Raw genomic sequence first — 16,752 nt, 5'->3', positions numbered from 1 at the left:
GCGCGCTCCTACAGGTTGTCCAGCGCGCCCGTGCGGCGCACGGCGGCGAGGTAGGCGAGCATGATCACCACGGGTACGGTCGCGACGGTCGCCGCGAACGGCAGGTTGTTGGCCGCGCCGATGTTGTCGTAGACGACGTTGCCGAGCATCTGCGACGTGCCGCCGACGATCTTCACCGCGATGTAGTCGCCCAGCGACAACGAGAACGTGAAGATCGAGCCGGCGACGACGGCCGGGAACGTCACGGGCAGCACCACCGAGCGGAAGGTCCGGAACGGCCGGGCGCCGAGGTCGCCCGAGGCGTCCACCAAGGAGTTCGGCAGCCGCTCCAGACCCGCGTAGATCGGCAGGATCATGTACGGCAGCCAGAGATACGACAGCGTGATCACGGTCGCGAGCACGCCGTAGCCGGGGGTGTCGAGGCCGAAGGGGTTCAGCAGCCAGTGCAGGACACCGTTGCCGGACAACATGGTCCGCCACGCGTAGGCCTTCACCAGGTAGCTCGCCCACAGCGGCGTCATGACGGCGATCACCAGGAGCCGCCGCGCCCTCGGTGAGGCGAATTTGGCCATGTAGAACGCCATCGGGAAGGCGATGATCGCGGTGACCACCGTGACCAGCGCGGCGATCCCGACCGTCCGGAGGGTAATCGTGCGGTACACCGCGTCACTGAAGAGGGTGACGAAGTTGTTCAGCGACCACTCGGTCACGACCTGGCCGGTGAAGACGTCGGTGCTCCAGAACGCGGTCACGAACAACGCGGCGAGTGCGCCGAGGTAGGCGAGGCCGAGCCACAGCATCGGCGCGGAGAGCAGGATTCCCAGTCGCAGCTTGGGTTTGCGGTACAGGAAGGCAGAGGTCTTCCGCCGCGGCGAATCGAGGGTGGTCGTCATGTTTTTCCACCTAGGAATGGGACCGGGAGCGGCCGGCGTGGGGGGCCCACCGGCCGCTCCCGGAGTTCGGGAGTCAGCCCTTGATCTCGGTCCAGGCGCGGGTCCACTCGCCGTAGTCCTTGCACTTGACGTCGGTGCGGCCGTCGAGGCACTGCGTGATCGGCGTCGTCCAGTAGGCGATCTTCGAGGCGTACGCGGCGTCACCGGCGTGGAAGGTCTCGCAGTGCGCCTTGTTCTTGGTTTCGGCGCACGCCTTGGGGTTCGAGGGCGATTCGCCGAAGTACTCGGCCACCTGCGCGTTGGCGTTCGGACTGACGATGTGGTTCAGCCACTTGTAGGAGCACGTCTTGTGCGGCGACTTCGCCGACACCATCCAGGTGTCCGACCAGCCGGTCGCGCCTTCGGACGGCAGCACGGATTCGACCGGCGCGCCCTCGCTCTTGGTCAGGTTCACCGTCACCTGCCAGGCGGTGCCGACGACGGCGTCGCCGCTCTTGAGCGCCTGGCTCTCCTTCAGATAGTCCGACCAGTACTCCGCGACCATCGGGCGCTGCTGCTTGAGCAGGTCGACGGCGGCCTGGAACTGCTTGTCGTCCAAGGCATACGGGTTCTTGATGCCGAGTTCGGGTTTGTGCGTCTGCAGGTACAGCGCGGCGTCGGCGATGTAGATCGGCGAGTCGTAGGCGGTGATCTTGCCCTTGTACGGGCTGTTCGCGTCGAACATGACCGACCACGACGTTGGCGCCGGGTTCACCTTGTCGGTGCGCCAGGTGAGCAGGTTCGCGCCCCAACCGTGCGGCACGCCGTAGGAAACGTTGTTCACGCTGTTCCACGGGCGGTTCTTGAGGAAGTCGAAGACGTCGGCGTAGTTCGGCACGAGCGCGGTGTTCACCGGTTCGACGTCTCCGGACGCGATGAGCCGCAGCGAAGCGTCACCGGAGGCGGAGATGACGTCGTACTGTCCGGTCTTCATCAGGCTCACGGCCTCGTCGGAGGTGCCGAACGCCTTGACGTTGACCTTGCAGCCGGTCTCCTTCTCGAAGCCGGTGACCCAGTCGACGGCCGGGTCATTGGAGCCGTTCTCCGCGTATCCGGGCCAGGCCAGCACGTTGACCTGGCCTTCCGGCTGGCCGAGCTGCGCGAGCGCGTCGAGCTTCGGCGGGGTGAAGCCCTGCCCACCGGGCGCGGCCGCGGTCGAACTGGATCCGGAGGTTCCGCAGGCGGCCACGAGCAGGCCGGCGCCGAGCAGGCCGGCGAGCGCGAGTTTCCTGTTCTTCATTGAACAACCTTTCGGTGCTGGGGAGAGCTAACCGGCTTCGGGGACGCGGAAGCTGTGTTCGTGCCGCCAGCTCAGGCGGACACGGCCGCCATCGAAGTCCGCGGGTTCGGCGGTGTTCTGCCGGACCACGGAGAGCTGGCCGCCGGCGTCGAGGGTGACCTCGTAGCGCACGGTCGCGCCGGCGTAGACGGTGTTGGTGACGGTGCCGGTGGCGCTGGTTTCGCCGACGTCCGCGGATTTCGAGAGATCGGCGTCGATGCGGATCTTTTCGGGGCGGATGCTGAACACCCCGGGTTTGCCGATGATGTTCTCGGCGCCGCCGCCGCTGAGCAGGTTCGAGGTGCCGACGAAGCCGGCGACGAACGGCGAGGCGGGCCGTTCGTAGACCTCGACCGGTGAGCCGACCTGTTCGATGCGGCCGGCGTTGAACACCGCGATGCGGTCGCTCATCGTCAACGCCTCGTCCTGGTCGTGGGTGACGAAGATGAAGGTGATGCCGACGTCGCGCTGGATCTGTTTCAGCTCGGTCTGCATGGTGTGGCGCAGTTTCAGGTCGAGGGCGCCGAGTGGTTCGTCGAGCAGGAGCACCTTCGGCCGGTTGACCAAAGCCCTGGCGAGCGCGACGCGCTGACGCTGGCCGCCGGAGAGCTGGTCGGGTTTGCGCTCGCCGAACTCGCCGAGCCGAACGGTGTCGAGAGCGTCCTTCGCGCGTTGACGCCGCTCCGCGCGGGGGACACGCTTCACCCGGAGGCCGTACTCGACGTTCTGCTGCACGGTCATGTGCGGGAAGAGCGCGTAGTCCTGGAAGACGGTGTTGACGTCGCGGTCGAAGGGCGCGAGGCGGCTGACGTCGCGGCCGTGCAGTTCGATCTTGCCCGCGGTCGGCAGTTCGAAGCCGGCGATCATGCGGAGCACGGTCGTCTTGCCGGAGCCGGACGGGCCGAGCATCGAGAAGAACTCACCGGGCGGGATGTCGAGGTCGACGCCGTCGACCGCGTGGACCTGGCCGAACTCCTTGCGCAGCCCGCGCAGCCGGATGGCCGGAACCGCGCCTCCACCTGCGGAAGTGATAGCAAAGGTCCCTTGCTCCCCCGCGGCGGTCGTTGGCGCTTGATGAGGCATGGCGTGCCTTTCGGTGGTCGTCACAGCGCGCTCATCACGTGCTTGACGCGGGTGTAGTCCTCGAGGCCGTAGAGCGAGAGGTCCTTGCCGTAGCCGGACTTCTTGAAGCCGCCGTGCGGCATTTCGGCGACCAGCGGGATATGCGTGTTGATCCACACGCAGCCGAAGTCGAGCTTCCCCGCCAGCCGCATCGCCCGCTGGTGGTCGGTGGTCCACACCGACGACGCGAGCGCGTAGTCGACGCCGTTGGCCGCGGCGAGCGCTTCGGCTTCGGTCTCGAAGCGCTGCACGGTGATTACCGGGCCGAAGACCTCCGTCTGGCTGATCTCATCGTCCTGCCGGACGCCGGAGATCACCGTCGGTTCGTAGAAGTAACCCTCGTCCCCATGCCGTTTACCTCCACAGTGGACCGTCGCGTGCGCGGGCAGCCGGTCGACGAAACCGGCGACCCGGTCGAGCTGGGCGGCGTTGTTGAGCGGCCCGTAGGTGACCGACGTGTCGTCGGGTTTGCCGGTGGTCGTCGCCCGCGCCTGCCGGGTGAGGGCGGCGACGAACGTGTCGTGGACTTCGTCGGCGACCAGGACACGCGTCGCCGCCGTACAGTCCTGACCCGCGTTGAAGTACCCAGCAGCGGCGATGCCCTCAGCAGCCGCTTCGATGTCCGCGTCCGCGAAGACCACTACGGGCGCTTTACCGCCGAGCTCGAGGTGTACGCGCTTCACGTCCTTCGCGGCCGAAGCGGCGACTTCGATCCCGGCGCGGACGGAGCCGGTGATGGACACCATCGCGGGGATCTCGTGCTCGACGAGCGCGCGTCCGGTGTCGCGGTCCCCGCAGATCACGTTGAGCACGCCGGGCGGCAGGAATTCGGCGCAGATCTCGGCGAGGAGCAGGGTCGACGCGGGTGTCGTGTCGGCCGGTTTGAGCACCACGGTGTTGCCCGCGGCGAGCGCGGGGGCGATCTTCCAGACCGCCATGAGGAGCGGATAGTTCCACGGCGTAACCTGCGCGCACACGCCGATCGGCTCTCGGCGGACGAAAGAGGTATGCCCTTCCATGTATTCGCCCGCCGACCGTCCTTCGAGGACACGCGCGGCCCCCGCGAAGAACCGCAACTGGTCGACGATCATCGGCAGTTCCTCGGCCGCGGTGAGCGCGATCGGCTTGCCGGTGTTCGCCGATTCGACGAGTACGAGGCCGTCCGCGCGCGCTTCGACGGCGTCGGCGATCTTCAGCAGCGCGAGCTGGCGCTGCGCGGGCGTGGTGCCGCGCCAGGTTTCGAAGGCGGCGGCCGCGACTTCGAGCGCGCGGTCGACGTCTTCGGGGCCGGCGACGGCGGCGGTGCAATACGGGCGGCCGGTGACGGGATCGACGATGTCGGCGACCTGGCCCGACGCGGATCCGCTGTACTCACCGCCGATGAAGTGCTTCAACTGCTGCACGAGAGCTCCTGGCTACTGGGCCTGGGGGCGTGAGGCGATAGCAAAGGTCCCCTGCTCCCTTGTGGGGCGGCGCGGGAGCTAAAACATATAAGTCCAGATGTTAAATGACAAGACGATGGGGCAAGATTGGTTCCATCGGGTAGCGGTACGGGCGAAGGGCCACCATGCGTAAGGGGATGTCGCACAGCGCGCGATCAGCGATGTTCGCGCCGCTCGACCAGATCGGCCGGGCGGAAGCGGTCACCGCGCGGCTGGTCGACGCCATCACTCTCGGGCTGCTGGCCGACTCGGAGCAGCTGCCGAGCGAAGCCGAGCTGGCGTCGCAGTTCGGTGTCTCCACCGTGACGGTTCGCGAAGCGCTCGTGGCCTTGCGGCAACAGGGGCTTGTGGAGACGCGACGCGGCCGAGGCGGCGGAAGCTTCGTGAAGACGCCTGCCAACCCTTCGGCCGCTTCGTGGCGAGAGCGCCTTCGCACGGTTTCGCTGTCCGAACTCCGTGACGTCGGCGATCACTATCTCGCCATCGCGGGCGCCGCGGCCAAACTCGCCGCCGAGCGGAGTTCGCCCGAGGACATCGAGCGTCTCGAACTGGCGACCGAGGACATCCGCACCGCCACCGGCGCGGAGGCATCGCGCGCCGAGCGCCAGTTCCATCTCGAAGTCGCCGCGGCCGCCCAATCACCGCGGCTGACCAGAGAAGAAGTGCAACTGCAGAGCGAACGAGGCGGATTGCTGTGGCTGCCGCTCGAGCCGCACGGCACCCGCGAGAACGCCTACGCCGAACACCGCGCGATCGCCGCCGCCATCGCGGAGGGCGACGGCGAGCTGGCCAGAAAGCTCACCGAGGAGCACATCCTCGAAGCGATAGACCGGCTGGCGGACGTGCATTTAGACCTTCTGGCCCCTTAAGCTGCGGCATCCGCGCATCCGAGGTGAGCATCGTGAACGACACACCGTCCGCCGGTTCCGAGGTCGTGGAACAGGTATCCACCCTGGTCGAGGACGTCTTCGGCCGACTGAAGCCGGTACTGGCCGGCGCCGAAGGGCTCCTGGCCGCATCCGCCGATGCCACCGCCGGAGACCTGACCCGCCTCCGGCCGCAGGTCTTCGACGTCCTCGGCGGCCTGGTCGTCGGTGCCGGGTTCATCAGCGCGCCGAACGCGCTGACCGATCAGGAATTCGCCTTCGAATGGTGGACCGAGACCGGCGACGCCGAGCCGGCGCAACTGGTCATCAGCCTCGATCCGGCCAGTGAGAACTTCCTGGACTACACCCGGCAGTCGTGGTTCACCGTCCCGCGTGACACCGGCCGCCGCCACATCAACGGCCCATACGTCGATTACCTCTGCACCGACGAATACACGTTGACCTTCACGGTCCCAGTCCAGCGCGCCGGGACTTTCGCGGGGGTCGTCGGCGCGGACATCTACGTGCGCGAAGTCGAGCGCCTGCTGGCACCGAAGCTACGCGCGCTCGGCGGCCGCGCGGCGCTGGTCAACGCCCAAGGCCGGGTGATCGTGTCGAACAACGCGCGCCAGGCGACCGGTTCCCTGGTGCGCGACATCGACGTCCCGGCCTGGTGGTCCGCCGGCGCGGAGCCGGTCACGACGGAGACCGGCACGCACCTGCGACGCTGCGGAGACTCGCCGATCGCCCTGGTCAGGTCCGAGCGCTGACCTGCAGCGCGAGCCAGAATTCGGCGCGCACGCCAGGGGAATCGAGATCACGGCCGGTCAGTTCGGTGACCTTGCGCATGCGATTGCGCAAGGTGTGCCGGTGCACGCCGAGCCGCGCGGACGCCAGATCCCAATGACCGTGGTGTTCGAGCCAGCAGGTCAGTGAGGCGACCAGCTCGCCACGACCGGTCTTGTCATGGTGTCGCAGTGGCGCCAGCAGACTGTCCGAAAACGCTTGCGCCGCTTGGGAATCGACCATCTCCAGAAAACCGCGCCCAGCGTGTTCGGCGAACCGGACCAACGGGGACCGTTCGGCCTTCGCCGCTTCCGCCGCCTGTTTCGCCTGCCGGAGCCCGGCCGGGAAATCCACTGTGGACACCGGATCGGACAGCCCGGCGTGCAGCCCGCCGGTCCGGGACACCAGCAGGGTGACGGTTTCCACGTCGCCGAGCGCGACCACGAACGCCCCGGACTCGCCGAAGAACACCGACTCCCCGGACACTTCGGCGTCGAGCGAGTCGGCGAGCGACCGGCGCGCGCCCGCGGCACCGGTGACGGCGAGCACGGACCACGGCGCTTCCGGGACACCGCCCCAGAGTGACTTCATCGTGCGCGTGGCGAGCTCGGTGTGCCCGGCGGCGAGCAGGTCGATCGTCCCCGACCTCAGCCGTCGCAAGGCACCGACGTGCTCGCGGTTCTGTTCCAGGGCAAGGGAAAGCAAGGATACAGCGGTGTTGACGATGTGCTGCCCCGCGGCGTCGAGCGGTTCACGGGTGCCGACGGCGAGCACGCCTCGGGCACGGGTGTCCAGCGTCTGCAGGACGACCTCGTACTCCCCCGCCACCGTCACCAGCGTGCCCGCGCGCAGCCGCGCGAAGTCATCCTGGAGTCCGTCGGCGAAGGGTCTCGCGGATGGCGAAGCCTCAGTGACCGCACCGGACGAGTCGAGCAGGAGCACCCAGCCGTCGACCAGCTTCGCCAGTTTGCGCACCACCCCGCCGGGCCCGCCCTTGCCGACGGCCGTCCTGGTCAGCTCCTGCTGCCCCTTGCCGGTGCGCACGAGCGAGGCGTATTCGTCGGCGGCGACCGCACGGGAGACCGCTCGCGTGATCGCGATGAACGGCGTCTTTCTCGGCACTTCGAGCACCGGGAGCCCGACCTCTTCGGCGGTGTCCACAAGGGACTGCGGGATGCTTTCGTGGCTGAGGCCGACGCCGAAACCGAGCCCCGCCACGCCGGCGTCGACGAGCCGCCGGATGTACCCGGGCGACGTGGTCTCGTCGAGGGCGAGACCGGTGGTCAGCAGCAGCTCGCCACCTTCGAGGAAGGCCTGCGGATCGGTCAGTTCGGTGGGGTGGACCCAGCCGATCTGCCGGTCGAGCCCGGCCTCCGCCGCACGCACCCGCAGGCCGAGCGGGCGTTCCGCCACCAGTGCGGCGAGGGTCAGTGCCATGTTGTCCAACTCTACGCCTCGATATAGACAAGATGTCGAGCTGACGCGGACCGGGCGGGCTCCCATCCTGGAGGGCGACCCCGTCCCTCGCGTCCGCAGGAGTCTGGCCGTGACCGTCACCACCGAAACCCAGCGCAGGCTGCGCACCGAGATCCCCGGCCCCGCCTCGCGCGCACTGCAGGAGCGACGTGCCGCCGTCGTCGCCGCGGGCGTGAGTTCGGTGCTGCCCGTCTACGTCACCTCCGCCGAGGGCGGCCTGCTCACCGACGCCGACGGCAACGTCCTGATCGACTTCGGTTCCGGCATCGCGGTGACCAACGTCGGCCACGCCGCCCCGGCCGTCGTGGACCGCGTCCGCGAGCAGGTCGGCCGGTTCACGCACACGTGTTTCATGGTCACGCCGTACGAGGGATACGTCGAGGTGTGCGAAGCACTCGACAAGCTGACGCCGGGCACCCACGAGAAGCGTTCGGTGCTGTTCAACTCCGGCGCCGAAGCCGTCGAGAACGCGGTGAAGATCGCCCGCGCCGCGACCGGGCGTCAGGCCGTCGTCGTGTTCGACCACGCCTACCACGGCCGCACCAACCTGACGATGGCGCTGACCGCGAAGTCCATTCCCTACAAGCACGGTTTCGGCCCGTTCGCGCCCGAGGTGTACCGCGTGCCCGGCTCGTACCCGTACCGCGACGGGCTGTCCGGTCCCGAAGCCGCGCGGATCGCCATCGACCGCATCGAGAAGCAGATCGGCGGCGACCAGGTCGCGGCCGTCGTGCTGGAACCGGTTCAGGGTGAAGGCGGCTTCATCGAGCCCGCTCCCGGCTTCCTGCCCGCGCTTTCCCGCTGGTGCACCGAAAACGGCGTCGTGTTCGTCGCCGACGAGGTGCAGACCGGTTTCTGCCGCACCGGCGAGTGGTTCGCGTCCACGCACGAAGACGTCGTGCCCGATCTGATCGCCACCGCCAAGGGCATCGCGGGCGGGCTACCGCTCGCCGCAGTCACCGGCCGCGCGGAACTGCTCGACGCCGTCCCGCCGGGCGGGCTCGGCGGAACCTACGGCGGCAACCCGATCGCGTGTGCGGCGGCGCTCGGCTCGATCGAGGTCATGCGCCAGGAGAACCTCGCGGCGTCGGCGAAGCGCATCGAGAACACGGTGCTGCCGCGGCTGCGCGCGCTGGCCGAGGAGACCGGTGTGATCGGCGACGTCCGCGGCCGCGGCGCGATGCTGGCCGCCGAGTTCGTCAAGCCGGGCACCACCGAACCCGACGCCGACCTGACCAAGCGGATCGCGCAGGCCTGCCACCAGGCAGGCGTCGTCGTCCTCACCTGCGGCACCTACGGCAACGTCGTCCGCCTGCTGCCGCCGCTGTCCCTGTCCGCCGAACTGCTCGACGAGGGACTGTCCGTCCTCGAGCACGCTGTCCGCACGGAGGCCTCCAAGTGACTACATTCCCCTTCTGGGTAGCCGGAAAGCCGGTCACCAGCGGCGAGACCGTCGTCGTCCGTCACTCCTTCGACGGGAGCGAGGCCGGGTCGCACCACGTTCCGTCCACTTCGGACATCGAGACCGCCGTGCAGGCGGCGCACGACGTCCAGGAGGAGTTCGCGACGCTGCCCGCGCACGTCCGAGCGGGCGCGTTGGACCACGTGTCCCGAGTTTTGGGTGAGCGGTCCGAAGAGCTCGCACAGCTGATCACCGCCGAGTCGGGCAAGCCGCTGAAGTGGGCGCGCGGCGAGGTCGGGCGCGCGGCGTCGACGTTCCGCTGGGCCGCCGAGGAGGCCCGCCGGTTCTCCGGTGACCTGCAGCGCCTCGACACCGACCCGGGCGGCACGGGACGGCTCGCGCTGGTCCGCCGTGTCCCGAAGGGCCCGGTGCTGGGCATCACGCCGTTCAACTTCCCGCTGAACCTGGTGGCGCACAAGGTCGCGCCGGCGATCGCGGTCGGCGCGCCGATCGTGCTCAAGCCCGCGCCCGCGACACCGCTGACCGCACTGCTGCTCGGCGAGATCCTCGCCGAGACCGGCCTGCCCGCCGGAAGCTGGTCGATTCTCCCGGTCAGCAACGAGGAATCGGCCAAGCTGGTCTCGGACCCGCGGCTGCCGGTCGTGTCGTTCACCGGTTCCGTGCCGGTGGGCTGGGGCATCCGCGACAGCGTGCCGCGCAAGCACGTCGCGCTCGAACTCGGCGGCAACGCGGCGGTACTCGTCTGTCCTGATTGGACGGATCTGGACTTCGCGGCGCAGCGGATCGCGACCTTCGCCATGTACCAAGCGGGCCAGTCGTGCATCTCGGTGCAGCGCGTCTACGCGCACGCCGACGTCTACGACGAGCTCCGGGCGAAGGTGCTGGAGCAGGTGCGCGCGCTCGGGACCGGCAACCCGCGGACGGACGGCGTGGACGTCGGACCGCTGATCAACACCGCCGCCGCTTCCCGAGTGGAATCGTGGATCACGGCGGCCGTCGAGGCGGGCGGCGAGTTGCTGACCGGCGGGAAGCGCGACGGCGCGACCGTCGAGCCGACGGTGCTCGCGAACGTGCCGGAGGACGCGTCGGTGATGGCCGACGAGGTTTTCGGGCCGGTCGTGTCGATCACGCGCGTGGACTCGGTGGAGGACGGGGTGCGCCGGATCAACGACTCGCGCTTCGGCCTTCAGGCGGGCGTGTTCACACGCGACCTGCCGACGGCGTTCGACGTGTCCGCGAAGCTGCGCGTCGGCGGCGTGCTCGTCGGCGACGTGCCGAGCTTCCGCGCCGACCAGATGCCCTACGGCGGCGTGAAGGACTCCGGCGTCGGCCGCGAAGGCCCCGCGTCGGCGATGGCGGACTTCACCGAAGAACGCGTCACCGTCCTGACCGGCCTGACCCTCTGATCCCTCTCGCAATTCGGCACCTGGTTGCGATGGTTCGTTGCGCGAACTATCGCAACCAGGTGACCAGTTGCGTGAGGTGAGAGTGGGCTTCGACGAGCGAAGGGCCGTACCAGGTCAGATAGCGCCCGGAGACCAGGACGTGCTTCGCGCCGGGGAACGCTTCGGGGCCGTCGTCCGCGGTGAACTCGTAGGGCTCGTCGGGCAGCACGAGCAGGTTCGCGTCTCCGGCCGCGAAGCGCGCTTGGAGCTCGTCGAGCTTCGGACGCGGGTAGCGCGCTTCGTCGTCCGCGTAGACGTTTCCGATCCCGACGCGATGCAGGACGTCGCCGCCGAAGGTGTCCCTGCCGAGCACGATCCACGGCTTCCGCCAGACCGGCACGACCGCCCGGAACCGCTCCGGCAGCGTCTCCCGCCAGATCTCTTCGGCTTCGACCAGCCAATCCGGCTCGGCGAGGTCGTAGGCCTGCGTGAGGATCCGCCGGATCGAGGCGAGCGCGCCGGGCACGGTCGCCGACGCCTCCATCACCCAGACCGGAATCCCGTTGGCACGTAAGCGTTCTACGTCCTCCGGCCGGTTCTCCTCGGAGTTGGCCAGCACCAGATCCGGCTCGAGTTCGAGCACCTTGTCCACGTTCGGGTACTTCGAGCCACCCACCCTCGGGACGTCCAGATCGACCGGATGGGTGCAGTAGTCCGTGGCGCCCGCGAGCCTTCCCGGCGCGCTCACCTCGACAGCCTCGGTCAGCGACGGAACGAGCGACACCACCCGCGACGCCGGTTCGCGCAGCGGGACCACTTCGCCGAGATCGTCGATCATGCGCGCTCGAAGGACAGTTTCCGTTTGTCGACGTCCACTGCCGTGAGCCGGACCCGGATCCGCTCGCCTTCCGGCGGCTTCTCGCCCGCGCATTTGCCCATCACCGGCGGATTCTCGATCAGGATCTCCGACTTGGAGTCGTCGGCCCGTAGCACGATCGCGTCGAACTCCTCGCCGATGTGCTCGACCATGACCCACGCCTCGACCTGGTCGATGCAGGCACGTTCGACCTTCGCCGCCAGCGTGTCGGAGGCGGTCATCTGCTCCGGCACCTCCGAAAGCGCCGCGCGAACCCACGCGGGCACTTCACGACCGGCGCTCACGGCGAGGCAGATCTCGGTGGCGAATCGGTCGACCAGCCGCCGGATCGGCGCGGTGACGTGGGCGTACGCGCCGCCGATCCCGGCGTGCGTGGTCAAGGCGGGCAGTTCGCCGTCGAACGCGGTGTATCCGGCGCCGCGCAAAAGCCTGGTGGTGTCGGCGAAAAGTGCCATGGAGGCGGGCTGACCGGGGTCGAGCGCGGCCAGGAACTCCGACACGCTCTTGCCTTCGGGCCAGTCGATGTTCAGCGCCTGCGCGGACCGGCGCAGCCATTCGACCGCTTCGGCGTCGGGCTGGGGCAGCGTGCGCAGCACCCCGATCCCGGCGCCGATCATGATCTTGGCCGCGGCCATGCCGGTGAGCAGCGAGATCTCGGCGTTCCACGCGTCGACGTCGTTGCGCGGCCGCTGGATCAGCGCCCAGCCGCCGTCGGGATCGCCGCTGATCTCCTGCTCCGGCAACTGCAGTTCGACCGCGCCGCGCCGGATCGCGAGCTCGCGGCGAAGGCGGCCCAGCTCCGGCAACGCGGCGACCGACGGATGCGGACTCCCCGCGTCGATCGAAGCCTGGACGGTCTCGTAGTCGAACTGTTCGGTGGACCGGACGAGCGCCCGGCGGACGTTGGTCGCCGTCGGCTCGCCGCGCTCGTCGACGTCGATGGTCCACAGCACCGCCGGCCGGGTCTCCCCCGGCAGCAGGCTCGCCGCGCCCTCGGACAGCACCGGCGGGTGCAGCGGGACGTTCCCGTCGGGCAGGTAGAGCGTCTGCCCGCGGCGGCGCGCCTCCTTGTCGAGCGCGCCACCCGGCGGGATGAACGCGGCCAGATCGGCGATCGCGTAGTGGACGCGGAACCCGCCGCCCTCGGCGCGCTCGATCAGCACCGCCTGATCGAGGTCCTTGGAACCGGGCGGATCGATGGTGACGAAGGGCAGACCGGTGGCGTCCTCGCGTTCCCCCGCCGACTCGAGCGGGTCGACGACCGCCGCTTCCGCCTCGGCGAGCACGTCGGGCCCGAACGACTCCGGCAGCGAGAACTCGGCTCGAAGGTGACCGAAGTCCCCTCCTGCCGCGTGTGTCCTGATCACGAGTGGAGGCACCACCCAACCCTATCCCGATCCGGCGCCGTTGATCGCCCGTTCGGGTGCGGGCCGGTCGGGTGTACGTTACGGACCGAAATGAAAACCGATACCCTTTTCAAAACGACAGGAAGGTCCGTGGCGTGAAGATCGCGTTCGTCGGGAAGGGCGGCAGCGGGAAGACCACGCTGGCGTCGCTGTTCACCGCGTACCTGGCCGGCGGCGGGAAACCGGTTCTGGCGATCGACGCGGACATCAACCAGCACCTCGCCGTCGCGCTCGGCGCGAGCGAGGAAGAGGCCATCGCGTGGCCGACGCTGGGCGACAACATGGGCCTGATCAAGGAATACCTGCGCGGCGACAACCCGCGGATCGCCGACGCGGCCTCGATGATCAAGACGACCCCGCCGGGGCGCGGGTCGCGGCTGGTCCGGCCGTTCGAGGACAACCCGATCTTCCAGGCGTGCTTCCGCGAGTTCGGCGGCGTACGGCTGGGCGTCACCGGACAGTTCGACGAGGACGACCTCGGCGTCGCGTGCTACCACTCGAAGGTCGGCGCGGCGGAACTGCTGCTGAACCACATGATCGACGACGCGGGCGAATACGTGGTCATGGACATGACCGCCGGCGCCGACGCGTTCGCGTCCGGCCTGTTCACGCGGTTCGACGTGACCTTCCTGGTGTGCGAACCGACCGTGCGCAGCGTCGGCGTGTACCGGCAATACGCCGACTACGCGCGCGACTTCGGCGTGCGGCTGGTCGTCGTGGGCAACAAGGTCACCGAAGACGAGGACATCGAGTTCCTGCGCGAAGAGGTCGGCGACGCCCTGCTGGGCTGGATGGAGAACTCGCGGCACGTCCGCGCCGCCGAACGCGGCCGCGCGCGCCCCATCGGCGAACTCGAGACGCACAACCTCGCGACGCTGGACTCGATGCTCGCGACCGTCGACGGCGAGCAGCGCGACTGGGCGCGCTACCAGCGGCAGGGCGTCGAGTTCCACCTCCGCAACGCGCGGGCGTGGGGCAGCGGGCGGGCCGGGGAAGACCTCACGGCGCAGGTGGATCCGGAGTTCACGCTGGGCCCGGCTTTGGCGGGGCAGGACGCCTGACCTGCTGTTTTAGCGGGGAAGAGAGCAAGGGACCTTTGCTATCGCTTGGTTGCCTACGCTAAGCAACGCTAGCAAAGGTCCCTTGCTCTCCCGCCTGATCACGGGGCACGGGCGAGTGGGCCGACCGGTCTTGATCAACGGAGGATCGGGGACACTCAACGTCCCCGATCCTCCGTTGATCAAGACCGAAATCTGGCGCACGGGCGAGTGTGGAGGCCTGCTGCGACATCCCCGCGGAAATCCTCGTGAGTACCACTCACGAGGGTGACCTCAGGCGCTCAGTCACCGTTCCATTTGGCGTCCTCGGCGTCGGCCTGCCGCGTGCGTTCCTTGGCGATGTCCAGGGCGCGCCGGGCCGTCGCCTCGTCCGGGTACGGGCCGAGGAGGTCGACGCTCCGGCCGCGTTCCAGGTGCTCGACCTGGTTCGTCTTGGTGTTGAAGTACCAGCCCTGATCCGGGTTCGGGTCGCTCGACATACGACAAGCCTGACATCACCCGGACGTCCTGTCATCACTTGCGATAGCGGTACGGGATCTCCGTCGGATCACCGGTCGGGCCGAACTCGGCGCCCTCGGACCGCGCCACCTTCGAGCTTTCCGGCGCGTTCTCAGCGAGCTCGTCGAACCAGCCGCGGTTCATCGGGACGCCGCGCGGCGGGGTCGCGGGTTCCGGCGGAGGTGAAGCGGGCGACACGGGCTGCGGCAGAGGAGGAGCGATCGCGGACGACGGCGGAGTCGTGACAGGCGGCTCCGGTTCGGCTTGGGACGGCGCGGCGGACTGCGCTTCCGGAGTGGCCGGAGGCACGCTCATCTGCGGAGGCGGAGGCGGCGTCTGGTTCGTCGCCGGAGGCTGCATCCGGGTTGGCTGAGGCAGAGCCGGAGGCGAGGCAGGCGGGGGTGCCTGAGGCCCAGCGGGGGCAGAGGGCTGGGCCGGAGGTAGCGCTTGGCCGCCCGGCGACGCCGGCCCCCCGGGCGGAACAGGCGGAGCAGGAGGCACGGACGGGGTGACCGTGCGCCACACCGGTGCGGGTCCGATGTTCATCGGCGCCGGGGCGCGTGGCGGCTGCCCGGTCGCGGGCGGCGCGGCCTGCGAAGGCGGCGGAGGGGCCTGACGCTGCGCGGGCTTCGGGATCGGGTCGAGGCACGAGACGAGCACCGTGGTGTTCGCCGGGTCTTCGATCTTCCGGCCGCTGCGCTCGCGGTAGATCATCTCGCCTTCGGTGTCCATCTCGACCAGGTAGCCGGCCTCCGCCAGCTGTTCCTCGTCGAGGTCGACGAGCTTTTCGTAGCGCGACGGGACGACACGGTAGATCGGCCAGGCGAGACGGGCGTTCTCGTGATGGAACTGGGCCAGCAGGGCGGCCATCTGCTGCTGCCATGGCAGCGACATCCCCTCGGCCAGCGAACGCGGCAACACGACATAACCGGGGTCGACGCCCGGCCAGCCTTGGTTCAGCTGATCGGCCAACGGCGTGCTCGACGCCGGCCGGGCGGCGTGCCGCGCGGGTTGGGCGGTACCGAAAAGGTCGCGGGGATCGACCTCCGGGCCGTTGGCCGCCGCGGGCTTGCCTCGCCTTCCGAATTTCCGTGCCACGTTCTTCATCCTCTGCCAGTGTGCGGCCGCTTGCCGGTGGACAGGCCGCCACTTCGGGTGAATCCGATGGTCCCGCGTTCGCGATACCACGCTTTCACCATGCTAAACGCCAGGACGGACCGCCTGCGCGACCACTTCGGCCTCGTCGAAGGAGAAGTCCCGGATGTGCACCGGCACCCCGGTCTGCTGCGCCTCGACGATCTTGCCCTCGCCCAGGTACATCATCACGTGGTGGATGGTCGCCGGATTCGACGGCACGGTGGCGAGGAACAGCAGGTCGCCCGGCTGCGCCTGGCGGACCGGCAGCATCGCGCCGCCCTTGTACTGGTCCCGCGAAACACGCGGGATGATGATCCCGGCCGACTCGTACGCCCGCAGCATCAACCCGGAACAGTCGTAGCTGTTCGGCCCCGTGGCGCCCCAGACGTACGGCTTGCCCTGCTCGCCGAGCGCGAACTTGATGGCCTGCGCGGCGGCCTGGCTCGGCGGCACCACGCTGCCCACGCTCGACCCACAGCCGACGACGTCGACGATCTGGCCCTCGTTCTGCACGAGGAGGGCCGCCATCGGCTCCCAATTGTGGTACCGGTCGGGGAAGCCGGACCGCTCCACCCGCTGCGCGGCGTCACCGGGACGCATGTTCTCCCAGTTCGGCACCGCGAGCAGTACGTCGTAGAACTTGTTGACTTGGTACGGCGGGTCGGTGACCTGCGCGACGGTGCCCCAGCCCATCGACGGCCGCATCTGGAAGATGCCGAGCGAGTCGCGGTCGCCGTAGGTCAGGTTGCGCAGCTTGGACTCGGTCATCCCGGCCTGGATCGCCACCTGCCACGCCCGCGGGGACAGCGTCCGCTGCTTGCCGATCGAGATGATCAGCGCGACGATCCCCTTCTGTTCTTCGTCGAGTTTGTTCACGTCCGAAGAACCGCGGTCGGCCTGCCCTGGCAGGGTCGGCCCGATCGACGCGTCGCAAGAGGTCTTGACGACGCCGCCCGCCTGGGCCTCCATGTGGTCGGTCACCACCTCGGTGACCTTGCTCGTGGTGACCACCGCGGCGAAGACCGCGGCGATCAGCACGCCGACGATGATCCCGATCTTCATCGG

Annotated in this window: 15 protein-coding genes; 5 read left to right on the top strand and 10 right to left on the bottom strand. The window is 69.1% G+C overall.

Annotation, left to right across the window (positions count from 1 at the left end; translation table 11 throughout):
* Positions 1 to 8: 8 nt before the first annotated feature.
* The 4 genes from DL990_RS09760 to DL990_RS09745 form a co-directional block, all read right to left on the bottom strand.
* A complete protein-coding gene (locus tag DL990_RS09760) occupies positions 9 to 893 on the bottom strand; it encodes an ABC transporter permease (RefSeq protein WP_125781132.1) in 885 nt (294 codons plus the stop codon).
* Between the two features lie 73 nt (positions 894 to 966).
* Positions 967 to 2,172 (bottom strand): ABC transporter substrate-binding protein, encoded by a 1,206-nt coding sequence (locus tag DL990_RS09755; RefSeq protein WP_125798428.1) that lies wholly within the window; start codon positions 2,170 to 2,172, stop codon positions 967 to 969.
* 27 nt (positions 2,173 to 2,199) lie between these two features.
* Positions 2,200 to 3,294 (bottom strand): ABC transporter ATP-binding protein, encoded by a 1,095-nt coding sequence (locus DL990_RS09750; RefSeq protein WP_370451286.1) that lies wholly within the window; start codon positions 3,292 to 3,294, stop codon positions 2,200 to 2,202.
* Positions 3,295 to 3,314: 20 nt separating this feature from the next.
* Positions 3,315 to 4,736 (bottom strand): gamma-aminobutyraldehyde dehydrogenase, encoded by a 1,422-nt coding sequence (locus DL990_RS09745; RefSeq protein ID WP_125798426.1) that lies wholly within the window; start codon positions 4,734 to 4,736, stop codon positions 3,315 to 3,317.
* Between the two features lie 164 nt (positions 4,737 to 4,900).
* Here DL990_RS09745 and DL990_RS09740 point away from each other — a divergent pair, with 164 nt between their 5' ends.
* Positions 4,901 to 5,644 (top strand): FadR/GntR family transcriptional regulator, encoded by a 744-nt coding sequence (locus DL990_RS09740; RefSeq protein WP_125781124.1) that lies wholly within the window; start codon positions 4,901 to 4,903, stop codon positions 5,642 to 5,644.
* 32 nt (positions 5,645 to 5,676) lie between these two features.
* A complete protein-coding gene (locus tag DL990_RS09735) occupies positions 5,677 to 6,411 on the top strand; it encodes a cache domain-containing protein (RefSeq protein ID WP_125798425.1) in 735 nt (244 codons plus the stop codon).
* On the opposite strand, the gene DL990_RS09730 is transcribed toward DL990_RS09735, so the two are convergent.
* Positions 6,395 to 7,864, bottom strand: coding sequence for a PucR family transcriptional regulator (locus tag DL990_RS09730; RefSeq protein ID WP_199746279.1), 1,470 nt, complete (start codon positions 7,862 to 7,864; stop codon positions 6,395 to 6,397). The two genes, DL990_RS09735 and DL990_RS09730, sit on opposite strands and share 17 nt — an antisense overlap.
* Before the next feature lie 109 nt (positions 7,865 to 7,973).
* Here DL990_RS09730 and gabT point away from each other — a divergent pair, with 109 nt between their 5' ends.
* Together gabT and DL990_RS09720 are read left to right on the top strand one after the other, a co-directional pair.
* A complete protein-coding gene (gene gabT / locus DL990_RS09725; protein WP_199746278.1) occupies positions 7,974 to 9,305 on the top strand; it encodes a 4-aminobutyrate--2-oxoglutarate transaminase in 1,332 nt (443 codons plus the stop codon).
* Positions 9,302 to 10,732 carry an aldehyde dehydrogenase family protein gene (locus DL990_RS09720; protein ID WP_125781118.1) on the top strand — a complete coding sequence of 477 codons (1,431 nt, stop codon included), beginning with the start codon at positions 9,302 to 9,304 and terminating at the stop codon, positions 10,730 to 10,732. The genes gabT and DL990_RS09720 overlap by 4 nt, the downstream gene beginning before the upstream one ends.
* Positions 10,733 to 10,778: 46 nt before the next feature.
* On the opposite strand, the gene DL990_RS09715 is transcribed toward DL990_RS09720, so the two are convergent.
* Both DL990_RS09715 and DL990_RS09710 read right to left on the bottom strand, forming a co-directional pair.
* Positions 10,779 to 11,549: a helical backbone metal receptor gene (locus DL990_RS09715; protein WP_125798423.1), complete on the bottom strand. Its 771-nt coding sequence runs from the start codon at positions 11,547 to 11,549 to the stop codon at positions 10,779 to 10,781.
* Positions 11,546 to 12,955: an RNB domain-containing ribonuclease gene (locus DL990_RS09710; protein WP_125798497.1), complete on the bottom strand. Its 1,410-nt coding sequence runs from the start codon at positions 12,953 to 12,955 to the stop codon at positions 11,546 to 11,548. Before DL990_RS09710 ends, DL990_RS09715 begins: the two co-directional genes overlap by 4 nt.
* Positions 12,956 to 13,089: 134 nt before the next feature.
* On the opposite strand from DL990_RS09710, the gene DL990_RS09705 reads away from it, so the two are divergent.
* A complete protein-coding gene (locus tag DL990_RS09705) occupies positions 13,090 to 14,055 on the top strand; it encodes an AAA family ATPase (RefSeq protein ID WP_125781114.1) in 966 nt (321 codons plus the stop codon).
* A 278-nt stretch (positions 14,056 to 14,333) separates the two neighbouring features.
* On the opposite strand, the gene DL990_RS09700 is transcribed toward DL990_RS09705, so the two are convergent.
* The 3 genes from DL990_RS09700 to DL990_RS09690 form a co-directional block, all read right to left on the bottom strand.
* Complete coding sequence (locus DL990_RS09700) at positions 14,334 to 14,531, bottom strand: hypothetical protein (RefSeq protein ID WP_076163388.1); 198 nt, start codon at positions 14,529 to 14,531, stop codon at positions 14,334 to 14,336.
* 34 nt (positions 14,532 to 14,565) lie between these two features.
* Positions 14,566 to 15,648 (bottom strand): hypothetical protein, encoded by a 1,083-nt coding sequence (locus DL990_RS09695; protein ID WP_125798422.1) that lies wholly within the window; start codon positions 15,646 to 15,648, stop codon positions 14,566 to 14,568.
* A gap of 102 nt (positions 15,649 to 15,750) precedes the next feature.
* A complete protein-coding gene (locus DL990_RS09690; protein WP_125781110.1) occupies positions 15,751 to 16,749 on the bottom strand; it encodes a C40 family peptidase in 999 nt (332 codons plus the stop codon).
* Positions 16,750 to 16,752 lie beyond the last annotated feature (3 nt).

The sequence above is a fragment of the Amycolatopsis sp. WAC 01416 genome, from assembly GCF_003947485.1.
Classification (GTDB): Bacteria; Actinomycetota; Actinomycetes; order Mycobacteriales; family Pseudonocardiaceae; genus Amycolatopsis.
Note: the sequence above shows the minus strand (reverse complement) of the source record. Positions and strands in the feature narration are given on the sequence as shown.